Source organism: Streptomyces sp. NPDC020801, from assembly GCF_044334385.1.
Lineage (GTDB): Bacteria > Actinomycetota > Actinomycetes > Streptomycetales > Streptomycetaceae > Streptomyces.
This window is the reverse complement of record NZ_JBIRST010000010.1, coordinates 85,213-101,275: the sequence shown is the minus strand read 5'-3', so window position 1 is coordinate 101,275 and position 16,063 is coordinate 85,213. Positions and strand designations below refer to the sequence as shown.

The 16,063-nt window shown below is 68.8% G+C and carries 15 protein-coding genes and 2 pseudogenes; 13 read left to right on the top strand and 4 right to left on the bottom strand.

Annotated elements, in window-relative coordinates; genetic code table 11:
- Nucleotides 1-4: 4 nt before the first annotated feature.
- On the bottom strand, nt 5-439 hold the full coding sequence (locus ACH4UM_RS21735) for a DUF6228 family protein (protein WP_398181649.1): 435 nt from the start codon (nt 437-439) through the stop codon (nt 5-7).
- Between the two features lie 83 nt (nt 440-522).
- Here ACH4UM_RS21735 and ACH4UM_RS21730 point away from each other — a divergent pair.
- The 3 genes and pseudogenes from ACH4UM_RS21730 to ACH4UM_RS21720 all read left to right on the top strand — a co-directional run.
- Nucleotides 523-1,340 (top strand): IS5 family transposase gene (locus ACH4UM_RS21730; protein WP_398181647.1). Its coding sequence is split into 2 segments (ribosomal slippage): nt 523-870 and nt 873-1,340, totalling 816 coding nucleotides; the frame shifts between segments, so codons are not numbered across the junction.
- A 108-nt stretch (nt 1,341-1,448) separates the two neighbouring features.
- Complete coding sequence (locus ACH4UM_RS21725) at nt 1,449-2,363, top strand: group II intron reverse transcriptase (RefSeq protein ID WP_398181644.1); 915 nt, start codon at nt 1,449-1,451, stop codon at nt 2,361-2,363.
- A gap of 56 nt (nt 2,364-2,419) precedes the next feature.
- Nucleotides 2,420-3,027, top strand: a pseudogene (locus ACH4UM_RS21720) (transposase); the annotation flags it as partial.
- A gap of 203 nt (nt 3,028-3,230) precedes the next feature.
- On the opposite strand, the gene ACH4UM_RS21715 reads toward ACH4UM_RS21720, so the two are convergent.
- Nucleotides 3,231-3,704, bottom strand: a complete 474-nt coding sequence (locus tag ACH4UM_RS21715; protein ID WP_398181641.1) for a PP2C family protein-serine/threonine phosphatase — start codon at nt 3,702-3,704, stop codon at nt 3,231-3,233.
- A gap of 139 nt (nt 3,705-3,843) precedes the next feature.
- Here ACH4UM_RS21715 and ACH4UM_RS21710 point away from each other — a divergent pair, with 139 nt between their 5' ends.
- Nucleotides 3,844-3,987, top strand: a complete 144-nt coding sequence (locus tag ACH4UM_RS21710; RefSeq protein WP_398181639.1) for a hypothetical protein — start codon at nt 3,844-3,846, stop codon at nt 3,985-3,987.
- A gap of 193 nt (nt 3,988-4,180) precedes the next feature.
- A pseudogene (locus ACH4UM_RS21705) lies at nt 4,181-4,456 on the top strand (XdhC family protein); the annotation flags it as partial.
- 14 nt (nt 4,457-4,470) lie between these two features.
- On the opposite strand, the gene ACH4UM_RS21700 reads toward ACH4UM_RS21705, so the two are convergent.
- Both ACH4UM_RS21700 and ACH4UM_RS21695 read right to left on the bottom strand, forming a co-directional pair.
- Nucleotides 4,471-4,653: a hypothetical protein gene (locus ACH4UM_RS21700; RefSeq protein ID WP_398181637.1), complete on the bottom strand. Its 183-nt coding sequence runs from the start codon at nt 4,651-4,653 to the stop codon at nt 4,471-4,473.
- Nucleotides 4,640-5,395 (bottom strand): DeoR/GlpR family DNA-binding transcription regulator, encoded by a 756-nt coding sequence (locus ACH4UM_RS21695; RefSeq protein ID WP_398182093.1) that lies wholly within the window; start codon nt 5,393-5,395, stop codon nt 4,640-4,642. Before ACH4UM_RS21695 ends, ACH4UM_RS21700 begins: the two co-directional genes overlap by 14 nt.
- A gap of 171 nt (nt 5,396-5,566) precedes the next feature.
- Between ACH4UM_RS21695 and ACH4UM_RS21690 the strand changes: the two genes are divergently transcribed.
- From ACH4UM_RS21690 to ACH4UM_RS21655, 8 genes are all read left to right on the top strand, one after another.
- Complete coding sequence (locus ACH4UM_RS21690) at nt 5,567-6,805, top strand: MFS transporter (RefSeq protein WP_398181634.1); 1,239 nt, start codon at nt 5,567-5,569, stop codon at nt 6,803-6,805.
- 17 nt (nt 6,806-6,822) lie between these two features.
- Nucleotides 6,823-7,407 (top strand): HAD family hydrolase, encoded by a 585-nt coding sequence (locus ACH4UM_RS21685; RefSeq protein ID WP_398182091.1) that lies wholly within the window; start codon nt 6,823-6,825, stop codon nt 7,405-7,407.
- A gap of 834 nt (nt 7,408-8,241) precedes the next feature.
- Nucleotides 8,242-9,510, top strand: a complete 1,269-nt coding sequence (locus ACH4UM_RS21680) for an aspartate aminotransferase family protein (RefSeq protein WP_398181631.1) — start codon at nt 8,242-8,244, stop codon at nt 9,508-9,510.
- Nucleotides 9,507-10,460 carry an inositol monophosphatase family protein gene (locus ACH4UM_RS21675; protein WP_398181628.1) on the top strand — a complete coding sequence of 318 codons (954 nt, stop codon included), beginning with the start codon at nt 9,507-9,509 and terminating at the stop codon, nt 10,458-10,460. The genes ACH4UM_RS21680 and ACH4UM_RS21675 overlap by 4 nt, the downstream gene beginning before the upstream one ends.
- Nucleotides 10,457-11,494, top strand: coding sequence for a zinc-binding dehydrogenase (locus ACH4UM_RS21670; protein ID WP_398181626.1), 1,038 nt, complete (start codon nt 10,457-10,459; stop codon nt 11,492-11,494). The genes ACH4UM_RS21675 and ACH4UM_RS21670 overlap by 4 nt, the downstream gene beginning before the upstream one ends.
- A complete protein-coding gene (locus ACH4UM_RS21665; protein ID WP_398181623.1) occupies nt 11,491-13,374 on the top strand; it encodes a beta-galactosidase in 1,884 nt (627 codons plus the stop codon). The genes ACH4UM_RS21670 and ACH4UM_RS21665 overlap by 4 nt, the downstream gene beginning before the upstream one ends.
- Nucleotides 13,375-13,473: 99 nt before the next feature.
- Nucleotides 13,474-15,657: an aminotransferase class III-fold pyridoxal phosphate-dependent enzyme gene (locus tag ACH4UM_RS21660; RefSeq protein ID WP_398181620.1), complete on the top strand. Its 2,184-nt coding sequence runs from the start codon at nt 13,474-13,476 to the stop codon at nt 15,655-15,657.
- Nucleotides 15,654-16,058: a nuclear transport factor 2 family protein gene (locus ACH4UM_RS21655; protein ID WP_398181618.1), complete on the top strand. Its 405-nt coding sequence runs from the start codon at nt 15,654-15,656 to the stop codon at nt 16,056-16,058. Before ACH4UM_RS21660 ends, ACH4UM_RS21655 begins: the two co-directional genes overlap by 4 nt.
- Nucleotides 16,059-16,063 lie beyond the last annotated feature (5 nt).

The following is a 16,063-nucleotide window of genomic DNA, read 5'->3' as shown; positions in this document are numbered from 1 at the left end:
CCAGCTACTCGACCGTGCTCGTGAGGAACGTGTGGATCTCGGCGGCGAGGTTTCGCATCTCCTCGCCGGCCGCGTGCACGGTCGTGGTCTCGAAGTGCCACTCCTCGGACGGAGGCCGGTCGTGGATGCCCCACGTGAGGTGGACGTAGCCGCCAGGGCGGTGTTCCGCCGAGATTGTCAGGTCGTGTTCCAGGGAGCGCCAGGCGCGCGATCCTTCCCAGCCGCGGAAGTCCTCGGCCAGCGTGGAGAGGAATGTGTCGATGCCGTCGCCGTCCCACGTCCGCACCAGGGTCTCGACGCTCACCCATTGCCCGCGAGCTTTCACAAGGAAGTCGAGTGTGGGATCGTCCCCGAACGGTCTTGTCGGCTCGGAGAAGAGCAGGTGGACCGGTCGCGGTCCGGGGTCTCCCACGCGTACCACTGCGCCATCTTCGATCATTCGAGCAGGTTAGAAGTCGTGGGACTCGATGACCAACGGCTATCCCCGCACCGCAGGCGCCACTTGGGGCATGATCGTCCGCCATGGCTGTGGATCTTGCGCGGGACCTGGTCCCCGATGGGCTGTGGAAGATAGCCGCGCCGCTGATACCGCCGTTCCGGCCCAGACAGCAGGGGGGCGGGACGGTGCCAGTGGCGGATCGAAAGGTGTTCACCGCGGTGGTGTACGTGCTGACCAGCGGTTGCGCCTGGCGCTACCTGCCGCCGACGTTCGGCACCTCGCCCGCCACCGCGCATCGCCGGTTCACGGCGTGGACCAAGGCCGGTCTGTGGCGTCGGCTGCACCGGGCCGTCCTGGACGAACTCGGTGCCAGGGGCGAGCTGGACTGGACCTCAGCGATCATCGACGCCGCGTCCGTCCGCGCGAAAAGGGGGGCCCGCTGACCGGACCGAACCCGGTCGATCGTGGCAAGAAGGGCAGCAAACTGCATGTGCTGTCCGAAGCCCAGGGCATCCCGCTGGCCGTCGCAGTCTCCGGCGCGAACGTGCACGACAGCCAGGCGTTCAAGCCGCTGCTCCTGGGCATCCCCTCCATACGCTCCCGGCGCGGGCCACGACGACGGCGACCGGTCAAGGTTCGCGCCGACAAAGCGTACTTCTCCGCCGAACACCTCGCCTGGCTCCGCTCACGAGGACTCATCCCGCGCATCGCACGCCCGGGCATCGAGTCCGGCGAGCGACTCGGCCGACACCGATGGAAGATCGAGCGGTCCATCGCCTGGCTCTTCGGCTACCGCCGGCTCACCATCCGATACGAGCGGAAAAGCTCCCACTTCCTCGCTCTCCTCGGCCTGGCCGCCGCCCTGACCTGCTACAAGAAGCTCGCGAAACTCGCCACGTGAGACACCCTCTAAACCTGATGGCTGGGCAATGGGAGCCGTGTGAGTCGAGAGGCTCCCGCACGGTTCTGCGAGCGGCGGCGGGTGAGATTCCCGCCGCCGACTCACGTCGTGGTGTTCTGCACCACGGAGAAGGAAGCGATCAAGGCCAAGCAGGACCTGGCCGCATGGCTCGAACCCCGGGGTCTCTCCTTCAACGAGGAGAAGACCAGGGTGGTTCACCTCTCCAGCGGAGTGGACTTCCTCGGGTTCAACGTCGGCAGGTTCCGCGAAAAGCTGATCATCAAGCCGAGCCGGGATGCCCTGCAGAGAGCCCGGAAGAGGATCAGTGTTACGGCCAGGGAGAACAGCGGCTCGCCCATTGAAACCCTGGTCAGGGCACTGTCACCGTTTGTACGTGGCTGGTCCACGTACTACCGGACTGTCTGCTCGAAGGAGACCTTCAACCTACTGGACGCCCACACCTTCGAGGTCCTGAAAAGCTGGGCCATGCGACGACACCGCCGCAAACCCTGGGGATGGATCAAACGGAGGTACTGGGGCACGTTCCAGCCAGGCAGGTCCAGCAAGTGGGTGTTCGGCACCCCCGAGCACTACTTGCCGCAAGCCTCCTGGACGCCGATCCAGCGACACACCCTGGTCAAGGACGATGCATCACCCGACGATCCGGAGCTGGAAGAGTACTGGGGGAACCGTCGACGCAAGCGGGTACAGGCAGTGGGAGAACCCAAGAAGATCCTCTCTCTCGCCTACCGTCAGCGGGGGCTGTGCCCCAGGTGCGGATTGGATCTGATCGACGGAGCCGGGTTCGACCCGGACGACGTTCAGGACTGGGCCAATTGGTTCACGGGGAGCCTCCGGGCGATCCACGTGCATCATCTGACCTACCGCAGCAAGGGCGGCAGCGACCCCCCGAACAACCTGGAGCTGATCCACACGTCCTGTCATCGCCAGGCACACGCTGGCGACTGGAAACATGACACCCACCGGCAGCCACAGGCCAGCTTGAGCCGGATGCGGGGATGACTCGCACGTCCGGTTCTGAGGGGGCTCCGGTGCAGCAGTGCCCCGGAGCTACCCGACTGCTCAGCGTAGTCAACAACGACGGAACCACCGAGACTGGCTTCCTGATGGACGACATCGTCCGCGAGGGCGCCCGGCGGATGCTCGCCGCGGCCCTGGAGGCCGAAGTCAACCAGTGATAGCCGAGTTGGCCGACCAGCGTGACGAAGCCGATCGCCGGCTGGTGGTCCGCAACGGCCACCACCGCGAGCGCACCGTGACCAGGCCCGGTGTCGGTCAAGGCGCCGCGCGTCGACGCCGCCACGGGCGAGCGCAAGCGGTTCTCGTCGAAGATCCTGGCCCCCTCGTGCCGGAAGTTCCCGAAGATCAGCGAGGTCCTTCCCCTGCTCTACCTGCACGGACTGTCCTCCGGCGACTTCGTGCCCGCCATGGAGCAGTTCCTCGGCAGCTCGGCCGGGCTTCCGCCGGCCACCGTGACCCGGCTGACCAAGCAATGGAGGATGACCACGCCGTCTTCCAAGCCCGCGACCTGTCGGAATCCGACTACGTCTACGTGTGGGCCGACGGCGTCCACCCCAAGATCCGCCTCGGCCAGGCCCGCTCCTGCGTCCTGGTCCTCATGGGAGTGCGCACCGACGGCTGCAAGGAGCTCATCGCGCTCGCCGAAGTAAGTTGCATTCCGCCTCAGCGGCCACCCCATGGGGCACCTCCGCCACCTCGATCCCGGCAGCCGCACCGAGCGACGGCCCTGCCGGGCGTCGTCCGTGACATGAGACAGAAGGTCGTTGGCGTGCCGCGGCACCCGCAGCCGGTCCCGGCACGCCATCCGCTGCCGGATGCGCTGATCATGCGGCCGGGCCGACAACGAGTTCAGGTGCAGTGGCGGCTCGGGCGCCGCTGAGCGATGAGGGCAACGATGTCGTCGTTGAGCCGGCCGCCGCTGTAAGCGATCAGGTCGCGGTGGAGATGGGCGAGGAGCTGGTGGGGTGTCTCGCCGCTCCATGGGCGGATTCGTTCGGGGAGGGGGTAGAAGGCGCCGGAGCGGTCGCGGGTCTCAGTGACTCCGTCGGTATACATCAGGAGCTGGTCTCCGGGATGGAAGGGGGCCAGATCGACGTGGTACCCGTTGCTCACCAGCATGCCCAGGTTGAGCGGCGGCGAGGGGGCAGCGGGCTGCAGTTCCAGGACCTCGCCGTGGCGCAGCAGCAGCGGGGGTGGGTGGCCGCAGGTGACGGTCCGGACGATCGGTTCATCGTCCGGGATCTCGGCGAGGAGTGCAGTGATGAAACGTTCAGCGCTCTCCGAGCCCGGGACCTCCGGGTACTGGGAGGCGCGGCGGCTCATGCTCGTCTCCAGGTGGCGCGCGAGGTGAGGTAGTCGGCCGCGTCGTGGGCGGCTTCGCGGAAGGCGCTGAGCAGCGTCGCGGCCGCCTGGATCGCGAGAGGCCCTTGCCGCGTACGTCGCCGATGAGCAGCCGTACGCCGTGCGGGGTGCGTATCGCCTCGTACAGGTCGCCGCCGATCCGGGCTTCCGCCGCGGCGGCCAGGTACAGGGTCTCGAGCGTGACGTGCCCAAGGTGCTGCGGTACCGGGTGCAGCACCGCCAGCTGGGCGGTCTCGGCCACTGAGCGGACCTGAACCAGCTGATGGGCGCATCGGCCCAGTAGGCGGTTGAAGAAGACGGCGAATGCTGCGATCGCCGCGAGAGTGGCCAGTTCAGAGTGGGCGGTTGGGTCCCGCAGCGCATCGAAGTCCACTGTCAGTCCGACAAAGACGGAGCACGCGCCCACTCCGATGAGCACGGTCCCCCACAGGGGCAGCAGGCTATCCGTCCTGGTCCACGCCCGCCGCCCGCGCATGCTGATTTTCGGTGTCGTCGACTTCGCCGCCGCCCTCAGTCAGGCAGGAAAGTTCCTCGGCTACCACGTCACCGTCTGTGACGCCCGCCCGGTCTTCGTCACACGCGCCCGCTTCTCGCACGCGGACGACGTCATCGTCGACTGGCCCCACCGCTACCTGAAGACCACCGAGGTGGACACTCGCACGGCCATCTGCGTCCTCACCCACGACGCCAAGTTTGACATCCCGCTGCTGCGTGATCGCTGATTCCATCAGGGCATTGTCGTAGGCATCACGACCGAGCCGATGGAGGCCGCGATGCGGGCGGCGTCCAGATGCTCGGCGAGCTTGAACGATGTGTATTGCCCAGATTCAATCGGTCGTAGCAACATCGACTGTCTGAGCTGATAGCGGCAGGCCGTGCCGTACGACCCGGGCAGCTCAGGGCTGCGCATGGACCACCTGTACGCCGCGCTCCCGCATCGTCTCCACGACCGGGTTGTCCGGTGCCGCGTCCGTGACGACCAGGGCGATCTCTTCCAGTGAGCAGACGCGCCCGAGCGCCGTGCGGCCGAGCTTCTCGGCCGTGGCCACCAGGATGACCCGCTGAGCCGCATCGAGAGCCGCGCGTTTCACCCGGACGTCGTCGAGGTTGTACGCGGTGGCTCCGCGGGCCGGGTCCACCCCGCAGCAGCCCAGCACGAAGGTGTCAAAGCATAGGTCTTTGAAGGTCTCGGTGGGCGTGTGGCCGTAGAAGGAGAGCTCTCCGGACCGGACCTGGCCGCCGGGTAGCAGCAACTGGATGCCGGGGTACGAGGACAGGGCGAAGGCGGCGTGCAGCGACAGCGGGGTGACGGTGAACTGCCGGTGCTCCATGGCCTTCGCGACGGCCACCAGGGTTGTACCGGTGTCCAGGGCGATCGTCTCGCCGTCCGTCAGAAGCGACAGCACCTTGCGCGCGAGTCGCTCCTTCGTCTCCATGCCCGACATGGCGCGGATCGCGTACGGCGGTTCCACCCCGCCCGGCAGGTTGCTCACCGCGCCGCCGCGCACCCTGCGCAGGGCACCGCGCGACTCCAGCAGCTCCAGGTCCCGGCGGATCGTCATCTCCGAGGCGCCCGTCTCCCGGGCGAGGTCCGCCACGGTGGCGCGGTTCTCCCGCATGAGCAGCTCGATCACGAAGTTGTGTCTCTCCATCACGTTCACGCCAGCGATGGTATCGGCCAGCCCAGCGGGTTGGCGCTTTTCGAACACCTTCCCTGTTCAAGCGGTCATTAAGTATGAGAGTGTTGGCGTGCTGATCTCATGTGAACTGCACTTTTCTGGTGGGTCAGATGTGCGTTCACCAGTCTTCCCTTGAGGAGTCCGATGTCCACAGCCCGAAGAGCAGATCCGCCCGGGGCCTCGCGACCACTGCTCACGACCGTGGCGATCGTCGCCTCCTGCCTGGCATTCGTGGTGATCGGAGCCCTTCAGGCCCTGTACGGGCCCGCGATCCCCGCGTTGCGCAAGGACTACGGCATCAGCCCGGCCGTGGCCGGACTCAGCCTGAGTGGACACTTCGCTGCCGCGGTGGTCGGCGTACTCCTCTACCACCTGCTGTGCGCGCGACTGGGCCACCGGATACTGCTCGGCGCCTCCTACCTGCTCATGGCGATCGGAGCGGTAAGCTTCGCCCTCGCGCCTAACTGGCCCCTGGCCCTGGTCGGCACCTTGGTCATCGGCCTCGGCTTCGGCGGTGTCGACTACGGCCTCAACCAGTTGTTCGCCGTGGCCTTCGGCCGTCGCAGCACCGCGATGCTCAACCTGCTCAACGGCCACTTCGGTGTGGGTGCGATCGCGGGGCCCGCCCTGGTGGGATGGCTCGGTGCCGAGCGCTACCCGGGCATCTTCCTAGGCGTCGCCGCCGTCTGTGTGCTCATTCTGTTCACACTTCGCGGCGTGACCTCCCGGGAACCCCAGCCCGTCACCGAGGCCGCTGCCGGCACGGGTGCGCGCGTCGCGCCGATCATCGCCGCGTTCATCGGCGTCTACGTGCTGCACGTGGCCATCGAGACCGGAGTCGGCGGATGGGAGCCCACCCATCTGGAGACCGTGGGCTATGCCGCCGCTACCGCCGCCACCGCCACGTCGGCGTACTGGGCCGCCATGACCATCGGCCGCTTCGTCGTGGTCCCTCTCTGCCTGCGCTTCTCGGCACCTGCGATCCTCACCGTGTGCTGCGCAGGCATGGCGGGATTCCTGCTGCTGGCGACACTTCCCTCGGCGGCGCCCTACGCTTACTTCGGGGTGGGCCTCGCCATCGCGCCGATCTTCCCCACCTGTCTGCCCTGGCTGAACCGGGCGGTGCCGAGCGTCGCTGCGGCCGGCGCCTATGTGATGGCCGCGTCGATGATCGGCGGCGTCGCCTTCCCGCCCCTGCTAGGTGTGGTCATCGACGGTCTGGACGTCAAGGCGCTCCCGGTCGTCCTGTTCGCCCTGGCCGGCATCTGTCTGTTGCTCGGCTTCTGGCTGCGCCGCAACGCCCCCGATCCCGACGGGCTGCCCGCATCGAGATCGAGCCCCGGCTCAGCCGAGACCACAAGCCCTTCGGAGGTACAGGCGTGAAAGCCGTCCTGTTCGACATGTTCGGAGTCCTGGCCCGAGTCCAGTCCCCGGAGTCACAAGCCGCGATCGAACGAACAGCAGGTGTGAGCGGACAGCGTTTCTGGGCCGCCTACTGGTCACTGCGTCACTCGTACGACCGCGGTGACATCCTGGGCCCCGCCTACTGGCAGCGCGTGGGTGAACGCCTCGGCATGCCCTTCACCGGCCGGCAGGTCGACGATCTGATCGCCGCCGACCTGGCCAGCTGGAGCGAGGTGGACCAGGAGAGCGTGGACTTTCTGGCCGAGCTGGCCGACGGTGGAGCACGTCTCGGACTCCTCTCCAACATCCCGGAAGAACTCGCCGCCCACTACGAGGACACCCAAAAGTGGCTCGCCCATTTCAGCGTGGTCGGACTGTCCTGCCGGATCGGCAGCGCCAAACCGGAACCGGCCGCCTACGAGTGGTGCAGCCGTGAACTCGGGCTGCCCGCCGAGGAGATCCTGTTCGTGGACGACCGCTCCGACAACGTTCAGGCCGCCCGCCGGGTCGGCATGCGCGGCCACCTGTTCACGGGCGTCGGGGCCCTGGCCGCGGCGCTGGAGGAGGGGAACACCGTGTGACGTCGGCGCCTCTCCTGCTGGTCCTGTGCGGTGCGGGTGAGGACGGATCCTGGCCCTGGCGGTCCCGGCCCGAAGCCGGACGCGCAGTCGTGGGCGGCGCTGTTCGAACTCGCCGTCGCGCGGCGGCTGGAGCTGTCCGACGACCGTGTTGTGCCATGTGGCGGTGGGCAGTCCCATGACATGGTGCAGGACGAGGTGCCCCGTCGCGTCGGCGCGGCCTGCCGTGAGCGGCGGCCCTGGGAGTGGGTGGAGTCGCTCGGCCCCGAAGCGCTGCAGCGTGTCGAGGAGGAATGTGCCGGAACCGCCGCGCTCGGCGCGCGTGCGAGCGCGGCGAGGGCGCGGATGCGTCGCGCCGCCGAACGACCCGACGTCTCGGACACCTCGGCCCTGGCGGTCGCCGTGCTACTGATATCGCCGCCCGCCAGGGACACCTCGTGCGGCCGACGGCCCTGCCCGCGGACCGGGCGCGCCACGCGGCACAGGCGATCGCGCTGTTGGCACGCGGCGTGCCGCATGTCGGCCGGGCACTGGGCAGTGCCTCGGCCGCGGTGCGGCGCTCGATTGAGATTTCTGCCGCCGCTCTGGCCTTCCCCGGATAGTAATCGCTTGCGAACTTCCGCCCGTCCTTGCCAGCGAGGCATCCGATGTGATCTTGTTGTTGGGGGGCGTTGAGTGAGTTCCGAGCACACCGCAATTCCATTCCGCCCCCGCCACCTCTGCATCGCACTCCGCATTGGCGCGGATGTGTTCGGTGGCCGGATTTAATCCACACAACTCTTCGATCATACGGAATTTGAGCGGACGTGTGCTCCATGTCTGTCTCAGGGGGAAGTAATGGACATCAAGACAGTTACCGATCATCTCTATTATCCTGTCAGCGCACAAAAGATGGACCGGGGTGAAGGTGTCTATCTGTACGACTCTGACGGAAACCGATACCTGGACTGTGCGTCGGCGACGTTCAACCTCAGCCTCGGCTACTCCCACCCCGCCGTGATAGCGGCGATGAAGGGCCAGCTCGACAAGGTTGTCCATCTCACCTCCTCGTACCAGAGCGATCCGATTAATGGACTGGTGCAGCGGCTTGTGGAGACCTCGCCGGCCAATCTCACCCGGGTCCATCCCAAGGTCTCCGGCGGGTCCTCGGCCAACGAGGGTGCCATCAAGATGGCGCAGCACGCCACTGGTAAGTCCGAGGTCATCACGCTGTTCCGGAGCCATGTGGGACAGACGATGATGATGGCATCGATGTCAGGGAACGCGTTCCGGCGCGAGCCGTTCCCGCTCCTGTACCCGGGCAGCCTTCAGGTTCCCGACCCGTACTGCTTCCGCTGCTTCTACGGGCAGAACAAGGAAACCTGCGGCCTGATGTGCGTCGACCGAATCGACGACTTCATCGAGTACGCGAGCAGTGGTCGGGTCGCTGCCGTACTGATCGAGCCCATTTCCGGAAACGGCGGGAACATCATGCCGCCGGACGGCTACATGCAGAAGCTGCGGGCCTTCTGCGACGAGCACGACATTGCCCTCATCTTCGACGAGATCCAGACGGGCATCGGCCGTACCGGCCATATGTTCGCCGCCCAGTATTTCGATGTCGAGCCGGACGCCATCACCACGGCGAAGGGACTCGGCGGTTCCGGCGCGCAGGTCGCCGCCATTCTCACCAACGACCGCCTTTCCGGGCTCCCCGCACACCACCACTCGTTCACCTACGGCTCGAATCTCCTTGCCGCCGCGGCCGCAAACGTCACCCTCGACATCGTGCGGCAGCCGGAATTCCTGGCGAATGTCAGGAACACCGGTGACTACATTCTTGAGCGCCTGCGCGACATGCAGCTGCGCTATCCGGCCATCGGTGACGTCCGTGGTGTCGGCCTGATGATCGGCTTCGAGATGTGCGAGCCCGACGGCAAGCCGGCCGTCAAGCTCACCAACCACCTGGCAAGCGCGGCCATGGACCACGGCCTCATCCTGCGCACCTCGCGCTACGGCTACGGAAACGTCCTGAAGATCCGTCCTCCGCTGATCCTGACGATGGCTCAGGCCGAGGAGATCTGTGACAAGTTGGAGAACCTGTTCATGGCGGAGCTGGCCCAGTGAAGAATCTGCTCAAGGGACTTGGCGAACACGTCCGTGCCGAGCTGCTGACCTACGGCCAGCGGGGCTTGGCCCGCCAGGTGCACGGCGACTCCCCGGGTGGCGACGCCCAGTTCGACGTCGACGAGGTGGCCGAGAAGGCCGTCCTGGACTACCTGCGCGCCCACGCCGAGGTACCCGTCGCTGTCTACACCGAGGACGGAGCCTTCGTCGAACTCGCCCCGGACCCGCAATACCTGCTCGTCGTCGACCCCATCGACGGCACCCGCCCCACCTCGGCCGGCCTGGAGATGGGCGTGGTCTCCATCGCGGCTGCCCCCTACGGCGACGGCAAGCCGACCCTGGCCGACGTCACGGCCGCCTGCCTACTGGAGATCAAGAGCGGCGCCTGGATCTACGGCGACGACACCGAAGGCCTCTCCAGCGCTGGTCACCCCACTGCCGTACCGCGGCTGAGCCGGACCAAGGACCTGGCGAAGATGTTCTGGTCGATCGAGTTCAACGGCCACCCCATGCACCTGATGGACGCGGCCTACTCCCACCTCGTGGACCAGTCGGCCAACACCGGCGGGGTGTTCGTCTTCAACAGCGCCAGCTTCTCCATCTCCCGTATCATCACCGGCCAGCTCGACGCCTACGTCGACATCGGCAACAGAATCCTGCGCGACCACCCCGACACCGAGGCCGAGTTCCTGCGCGTCGGACGCGGCTCGATCCTGCACCTGTTCCCGTACGACATCGCCGCGGCGGTCTACCTCGCCCGGCAGGCCGGTGTCGTGATCACCGACGCCTATGGCGACGACCTGGGGCCGACCTCGCTGGTCGACCTCGGGCCGCTGAACCAGAAGTCGTGCATCGCCGCGGCGACGCCCGAACTGCACAAGCAACTGCTCGACTCCATCCGCTGGGAACTGGGCCGTGGCGCCGCCTCGGCCGCCGAGGGGGACGCATGAAGGCGCTCACGCTGACCGGGGACCGCTCTCTGGAACTGGTCGACCGGCCCAAGCCGGAACCTCGCGAGGCGACCGACGTCGTCATCCGGATCGTCCAGAGCGGTATCTGCGGCACCGACCGCAGTGTGCTCGTCGGCAAGTTCCCGGCGGAGCCCGGCGTGGTGATGGGCCATGAGGCCGTCGGCGTCGTCGAGGCCACGAGCCCCGGCGTGACCCGCTTCGCACCCGGTGACCGGGTCATCATCAACCCGACCCTGTATTGCGGCAGTTGCGCCACCTGCCTGGAGGGGCACTGGAACTTCTGCGGCAACAAGGCCGGAACCGAGGTCGGGCTCGACTACGACGGCTCCTTCGCCGAGTTCATGCGCCTGCCCGAGCTGTTCTGCCACGCGATACCCGACAGGATGAGCTTCGACCGGGCGGTCGTCGTCGAACCGCTCGCCTGCGCCCTCAACAACATCGAGGCCGGCCGGCTGCAGCCCGGCGAGATCGCGGTGATCGTCGGTGGCGGGCCGATGGGCGCCGTCACCGCCATGGCCGCCGCCCGCTACGGCGCCCGGGTTCTGGTCGTCGAGCCCGACCCGGTCCGCCAGTCACTCGACCGGGAGATCTTCGCCGCCCCCGAGTTCGAGGGCCGGATCAGTGTCCACGCCCCGGACGATGTGGAGCTCACCCACCGCGCGCACCTGGTCGTCGACTCCGTGGGCAACCTCCTCGAGCAGAGCCTCGGTTACGCCACCCAGCGCGGCCGGGTCGTCGTCATGGGCTTCAACAGCAACGCCACCGCGACCGTGCGCCCGCTGGAGATCCTCCAGCGCGGACTGCAGATCATCGGTGCCGGCGACTACAACAGCATGATCTTCCCCAAAGCAGTGGAGCTGGCCCGCTCAATTCCGCTGGAACGGTTGATCACCCACCGCTTCCCGCTGGAAGATCACGCCGAGGCCTTCAAGGCCCTCGCCGCCGTACCTGGCGCCGACTACGCCGCCCTCAAGGTCGTCCTTGTCCCGGACCACGACGGGAGCACCTCGTGAACGCCCGGTTGAACACGGCCCTGATACCCGGCACGGACCGCCCCGTCGTCATCGGCGAGTACCCCTACTACCGGGCCGACCCGGGCAACTGGGCTGGCAATCTGAGGGAGTTGCGGTCCCTTGGCGTCGACGTCGTCTCGTTCTACCTGCCCTGGCGGTTCCACGAGACGGGTGACGGCGAACAACGCGCGTTCGACTTCCACGGCAAGACCGACCCCCAGCGCGACGTCGTCGGGCTGATCGGCCTCGCCGCCGAGGCCGGCCTGGCCGTCCTGGTCAAGCCCGGCCCCTTTATCCACGCGGAAGTACAGCTCGGCGGGCTCCCCGACCGGTTGTGCGGCCCGGGCCACACGCCCTACCGGGGGCTGAACGGCGACCTGCTCACCTCCCAGGCCGAGCCGTTGCCCAGCCTCCACGACCCGGCCGTCAAGGAGGAGGTCGCCACCTGGCTGCGGGCGGTGGCCGACGAGGTCGTGTCCCCCACGGCCGCCCCCCGGGGTCCCGTCGTCGCGTTCCAGCTCGGCAACGAGGGCATGTCCGGCGACGTGCACATCGCCATCGACGCCCAGGACGCCTCCCCGGCGGCCCGCGAGGAGTTCGCCCGCTGGCTGTCCGCCCGCGGACTGGCCGACGAGGCCGCGCGCACCGGCGACGACCTCGCGGACTGGCCCAGTGGACTGCGGCTGTTGTGGGCGCGCTGGTCGGGCGAGGCCATCGCCGGCCTGTGGGACTGGATCTCCGACCTGTTCCCCGCGGGCCCTGCCCGTGTGGCCAATGTACCCCTGGCCCGCGCCACGGGACCGGACGCCACCATCGACGCCTGGGCCGCCCGTCACCGCGCCCTCAAGGGCTCCCGGCACCTGATCGGCCACACCGAGTGGGTGGGCAACCCGGCGCAGAGCCCGGAGGCCTTCGCCACGCACCTCGGCGAGATCCTGCTCGGCGACACCGATGTGCTCGAGGCCAACTGGGGCTTCACCTGGGACGACGACACCTTCGCCGGTCCGCGCACGCCTCTGTTCAACGCCCTGCTGGCCCTGACGCTCGGATCCACCACCGTCAGCGTCTACACCGCCTGCGCGGCGGGCACCTGGGGCGAGCTGATCGACATGGACCCGGACGGGCTGCGCGCCGAAGGCGTCGACCCCGCCCTGCACGCCCCGCCGTACTGCCCCGGAGCGCCCCTCACGGAGGCCGGCGACCACAACCCGACCAGCGAGAGCCTGCGACTGCTCGCCCGGTTCCTGGAACGCCATGGCGCCGCCTTGGCCGGCAGCCGGCTCGACCGCGACGCGGACCTGCTCGTCGACCGCGCCCTGGCGGAGGCGGGCGCGTGGCAGCGGGAGGGCAGGACCGTCCTTCGGGAACTCACCGAGGCCGTCCACGAACAGCTACGCGACACCCACCGTCTGGTCGGCCTGCGCTGGCTCGACGAGCTCCCGCAGCCGACCGCCCAGGACGCCGCCGAAACTCTCGGTGTGCTCTGCGCGGGCCACCCCGGCGCGAGCACCGCACCCGGCGAACTCACGGTCGCCGCGGGCGTCGCCGCCCACGGCGCCGTCGCTGGCTTCGTCGCCGGGCTGGTCACGGACGCTCCCCGCTGGATGTCCGCCCACCGGCGGGCTGTTGCCATCACCCGAACGGCCCCCGACGGCACGCGCTTCATCGGCGTCTTCAACCCCACCGGCGCGGACGACCGGGTCACCGGCGCCGACGGCGACTGGTCCGTCGAGCTGCCCGCGGGGACCGCGGCGCTGGCCGTCTCCCAGGGCGACACACTCCTGGGCTGGCTGGCGACGCCCACGGCACCCGCCACCGCCGCCGTCACCCTGAGCTGGGGCGGCGAGCAGGCCGACGCGCTGCGCGTGACGGTCTCCTGAGAACGCGGGCGGCGGGGGAGCGCACCTGACCTCGCTCTCCCGCCGCCCGCCCGTGGATCAACGAACACGCCCGAACCCGCTTCGAGCCCAGGTGTCGCCTTGTCCCAGAACCACGACGTCGCATCCGCCACGGCCACCACCCTGTTCCGCCCAGCGGGCCGCGACACCCTCGCCACCTTCTCCGACCTCATCGAACAGGAGCATCCGATCTTCGCGATGCCCTCCTGGTTCGTGACCGTCGACTCCGCCCACGTGGGCCACCTCGTCAGCGAGTTCCTGCACGAACTCGGTAAGCCCGAGAAACCCGCCGCCTACCGCTGCTTCTTCGCCAACTCGCGGTACGAGGCCCTCCACGGAGCGGTCAAACTGCTGCGCCACCGCGCGGCCGGTTCCGCGGCCCGGCACCGCGGACGCGTACTCGTGCTCGACCCCGACGGCACCCTCACCCGCCGCGCCGACCCGCTCGGCGATGGTCCCGAACGAGCGCTCGCCCCCGGGCTCCACAGCCACCCCACCATCGCCGCCCTGCGCACGGCGGCCGCCGGTGCCGACCACTGCGCCCTGGCGCTGCGCGGCACGGAGCGACTCGGCGCGGACGACCTGGCCGATCTGACCGCGCTCGTCCGCGACCTCCGGGGCCGCGGCACGCGCATCGCCCTGGACCTGTCGGACGTCGACCCGCTGGCCCCGCCGTCCGACACCGTTCGCGCCCTGCGGCCCGACCTCTTCGTCCTCGGCGAGTCGCTTACCGGCTACGAGGTCCCCTTCGGCGCCTTCGCGGGCAGCCCCGACCTGTTCGCGCCCTGGTCAACCCCCTCGACCGGATTCCTGCACTCCAACACCTACGGGGGCAACACCGTTGCCATGCGCGCGGTCAAGGCCCGGTTGCTGGGCCGCTGGCACGAAGGGCACCCCGTGCACCGCGTCCTGGCGGCAACCGCCCGCGACTGGCAGCGCACCCTCGATCTGTACGCCCGGCACGTCAACCCGATGACCGTCCGGATGCACCGGAAGCTGCGTGGCGCCCTCCACGTCGTACGCGCCAAGGGTTCGCGGCTCACCGTTCAGCTGGACTCGGGCCGCCGCCTGGATCTCGTCGACGGGCTGTGCGGGGCGGGTCTTGGGGTGGGCGGCCACAATCCCGTCGACGCGCTCACCGACGTCGTCCGCAGACACGACACGGAGCGCGACTACGTCGCCGAACTCCAGCGCGTCCTGGCCCGGGACACCGGGCTGCCCCATACCTTTCCCGCCGTCAGTGGCGCCTCCGCGGTGGAGAGCGCGCTCATCCTGGCCCGGCTGGCGCTCCCCGAGCGGCGCCGGATCGTGGTCTTCAAGCACAACTACGGCGGCAAGACCCTGGTGTCCCTGCTGGCCACCGCGGCCGAGCGGACCCGGGCCCCGTTCGGGCCGCTGTACGAGGACATCCGCTACATCGACCCGTACACGCCGCACGCCGCCGAGGAGTTCCGCAAGGAGGCGGCCACCGGAGAGGTCGGCCTGGTCTGGATCGAACTTGTCCACGGCAGCTCCGATTCCTACGCCCCCATCCCCTCCCTGCTACTCGAGGCCGTCTCCGAGGGCCGCGAGCGGCATGGGTACCTGGTCGGCGTCGACGAGGTCCTCACCTCGTACTACCGCTGCGGCACCCGATTCGCGCACCAGGGCAGGCTGCCCGAGATCGACCTGATGAGCCTGTCGAAGGCGCTCAGCTACGGCTGTTTCCCCACCGGGGCCGCCCTGGTGTCCGACGCCGTCCACGAGGCCGCCCGCCGCGCCAACCCGCAGCTCGTCGAGGAGCTGCGCACCGAGCACGCCCACCAGCTCGGCGCCCACTTCTCGCTGCAGGCCGTCGCCCAGGTCGACGCGCTGCACTTGGACCGGCGGGTGGCGGCCCTGTCCGCCCTGGTGGACGAGGGGATCGCCGCCATGGACACCGGCCCCGCCGGCGTCGTCGGGCGCCGCTTCGCCGAGGGCCTGCTGGGCCGCTTCGAGCCCCGCGTGCCCGGGCCGCTGCGCCGCATCATCGAGCCCGAAGGCGAGTGGATGACCTTCGCCCTGACGATCTGGTGGATCACCCGGGCCAGGGCCTTCGTCGTCTACGACGTCTTCCTGCTGCCGCTCGTCGCCACCGAGAACGAGATCCGCCAGGTCATGCGCGCGGCCCGGGAACTCTCGCGCACCTCCCCGTACCGCCTCCTCGCCCAGGTGGGCCTCTTCCACCTCGGAGAGCGGGCACGCGCCTTCGTGCGCACCCCGACCACCGCAAGGAGCACCGCATGAGCCAGCAGAACGTCGACGTCGTCCGCCGTTTCTTCCAGCTCTTCGACGAGGGGCGCCTGGCGGACATCGAGGCCCTCCTCACCGACGACTTCGAGTGGGTCTACCACGGCCCGAAGTCCCTGCCCTGGGCGGGTACCTACCGGGGCGTCGAGGGATTCCGGCAGTTCTTCGTCATCGTCCGTGACCTGATCCAGGTGCAGGAGTGCGTGGCGTACGACTACCTGGACGCGGGTGACCGGGTCGTCGTCCTGGGCGTCAGCCGCACCTTGGTGCTGGCCAACGACCGCGGCTACGAAGCCCAGTGGATGAACGTCTTCACCGTGCGCGACGGTCTGATCTCCCGCTACCTGGACCTCTACGACACCGCCAGCGTGGTCGAGGCCCTCGGCCGGGAGCACTGAGGCAG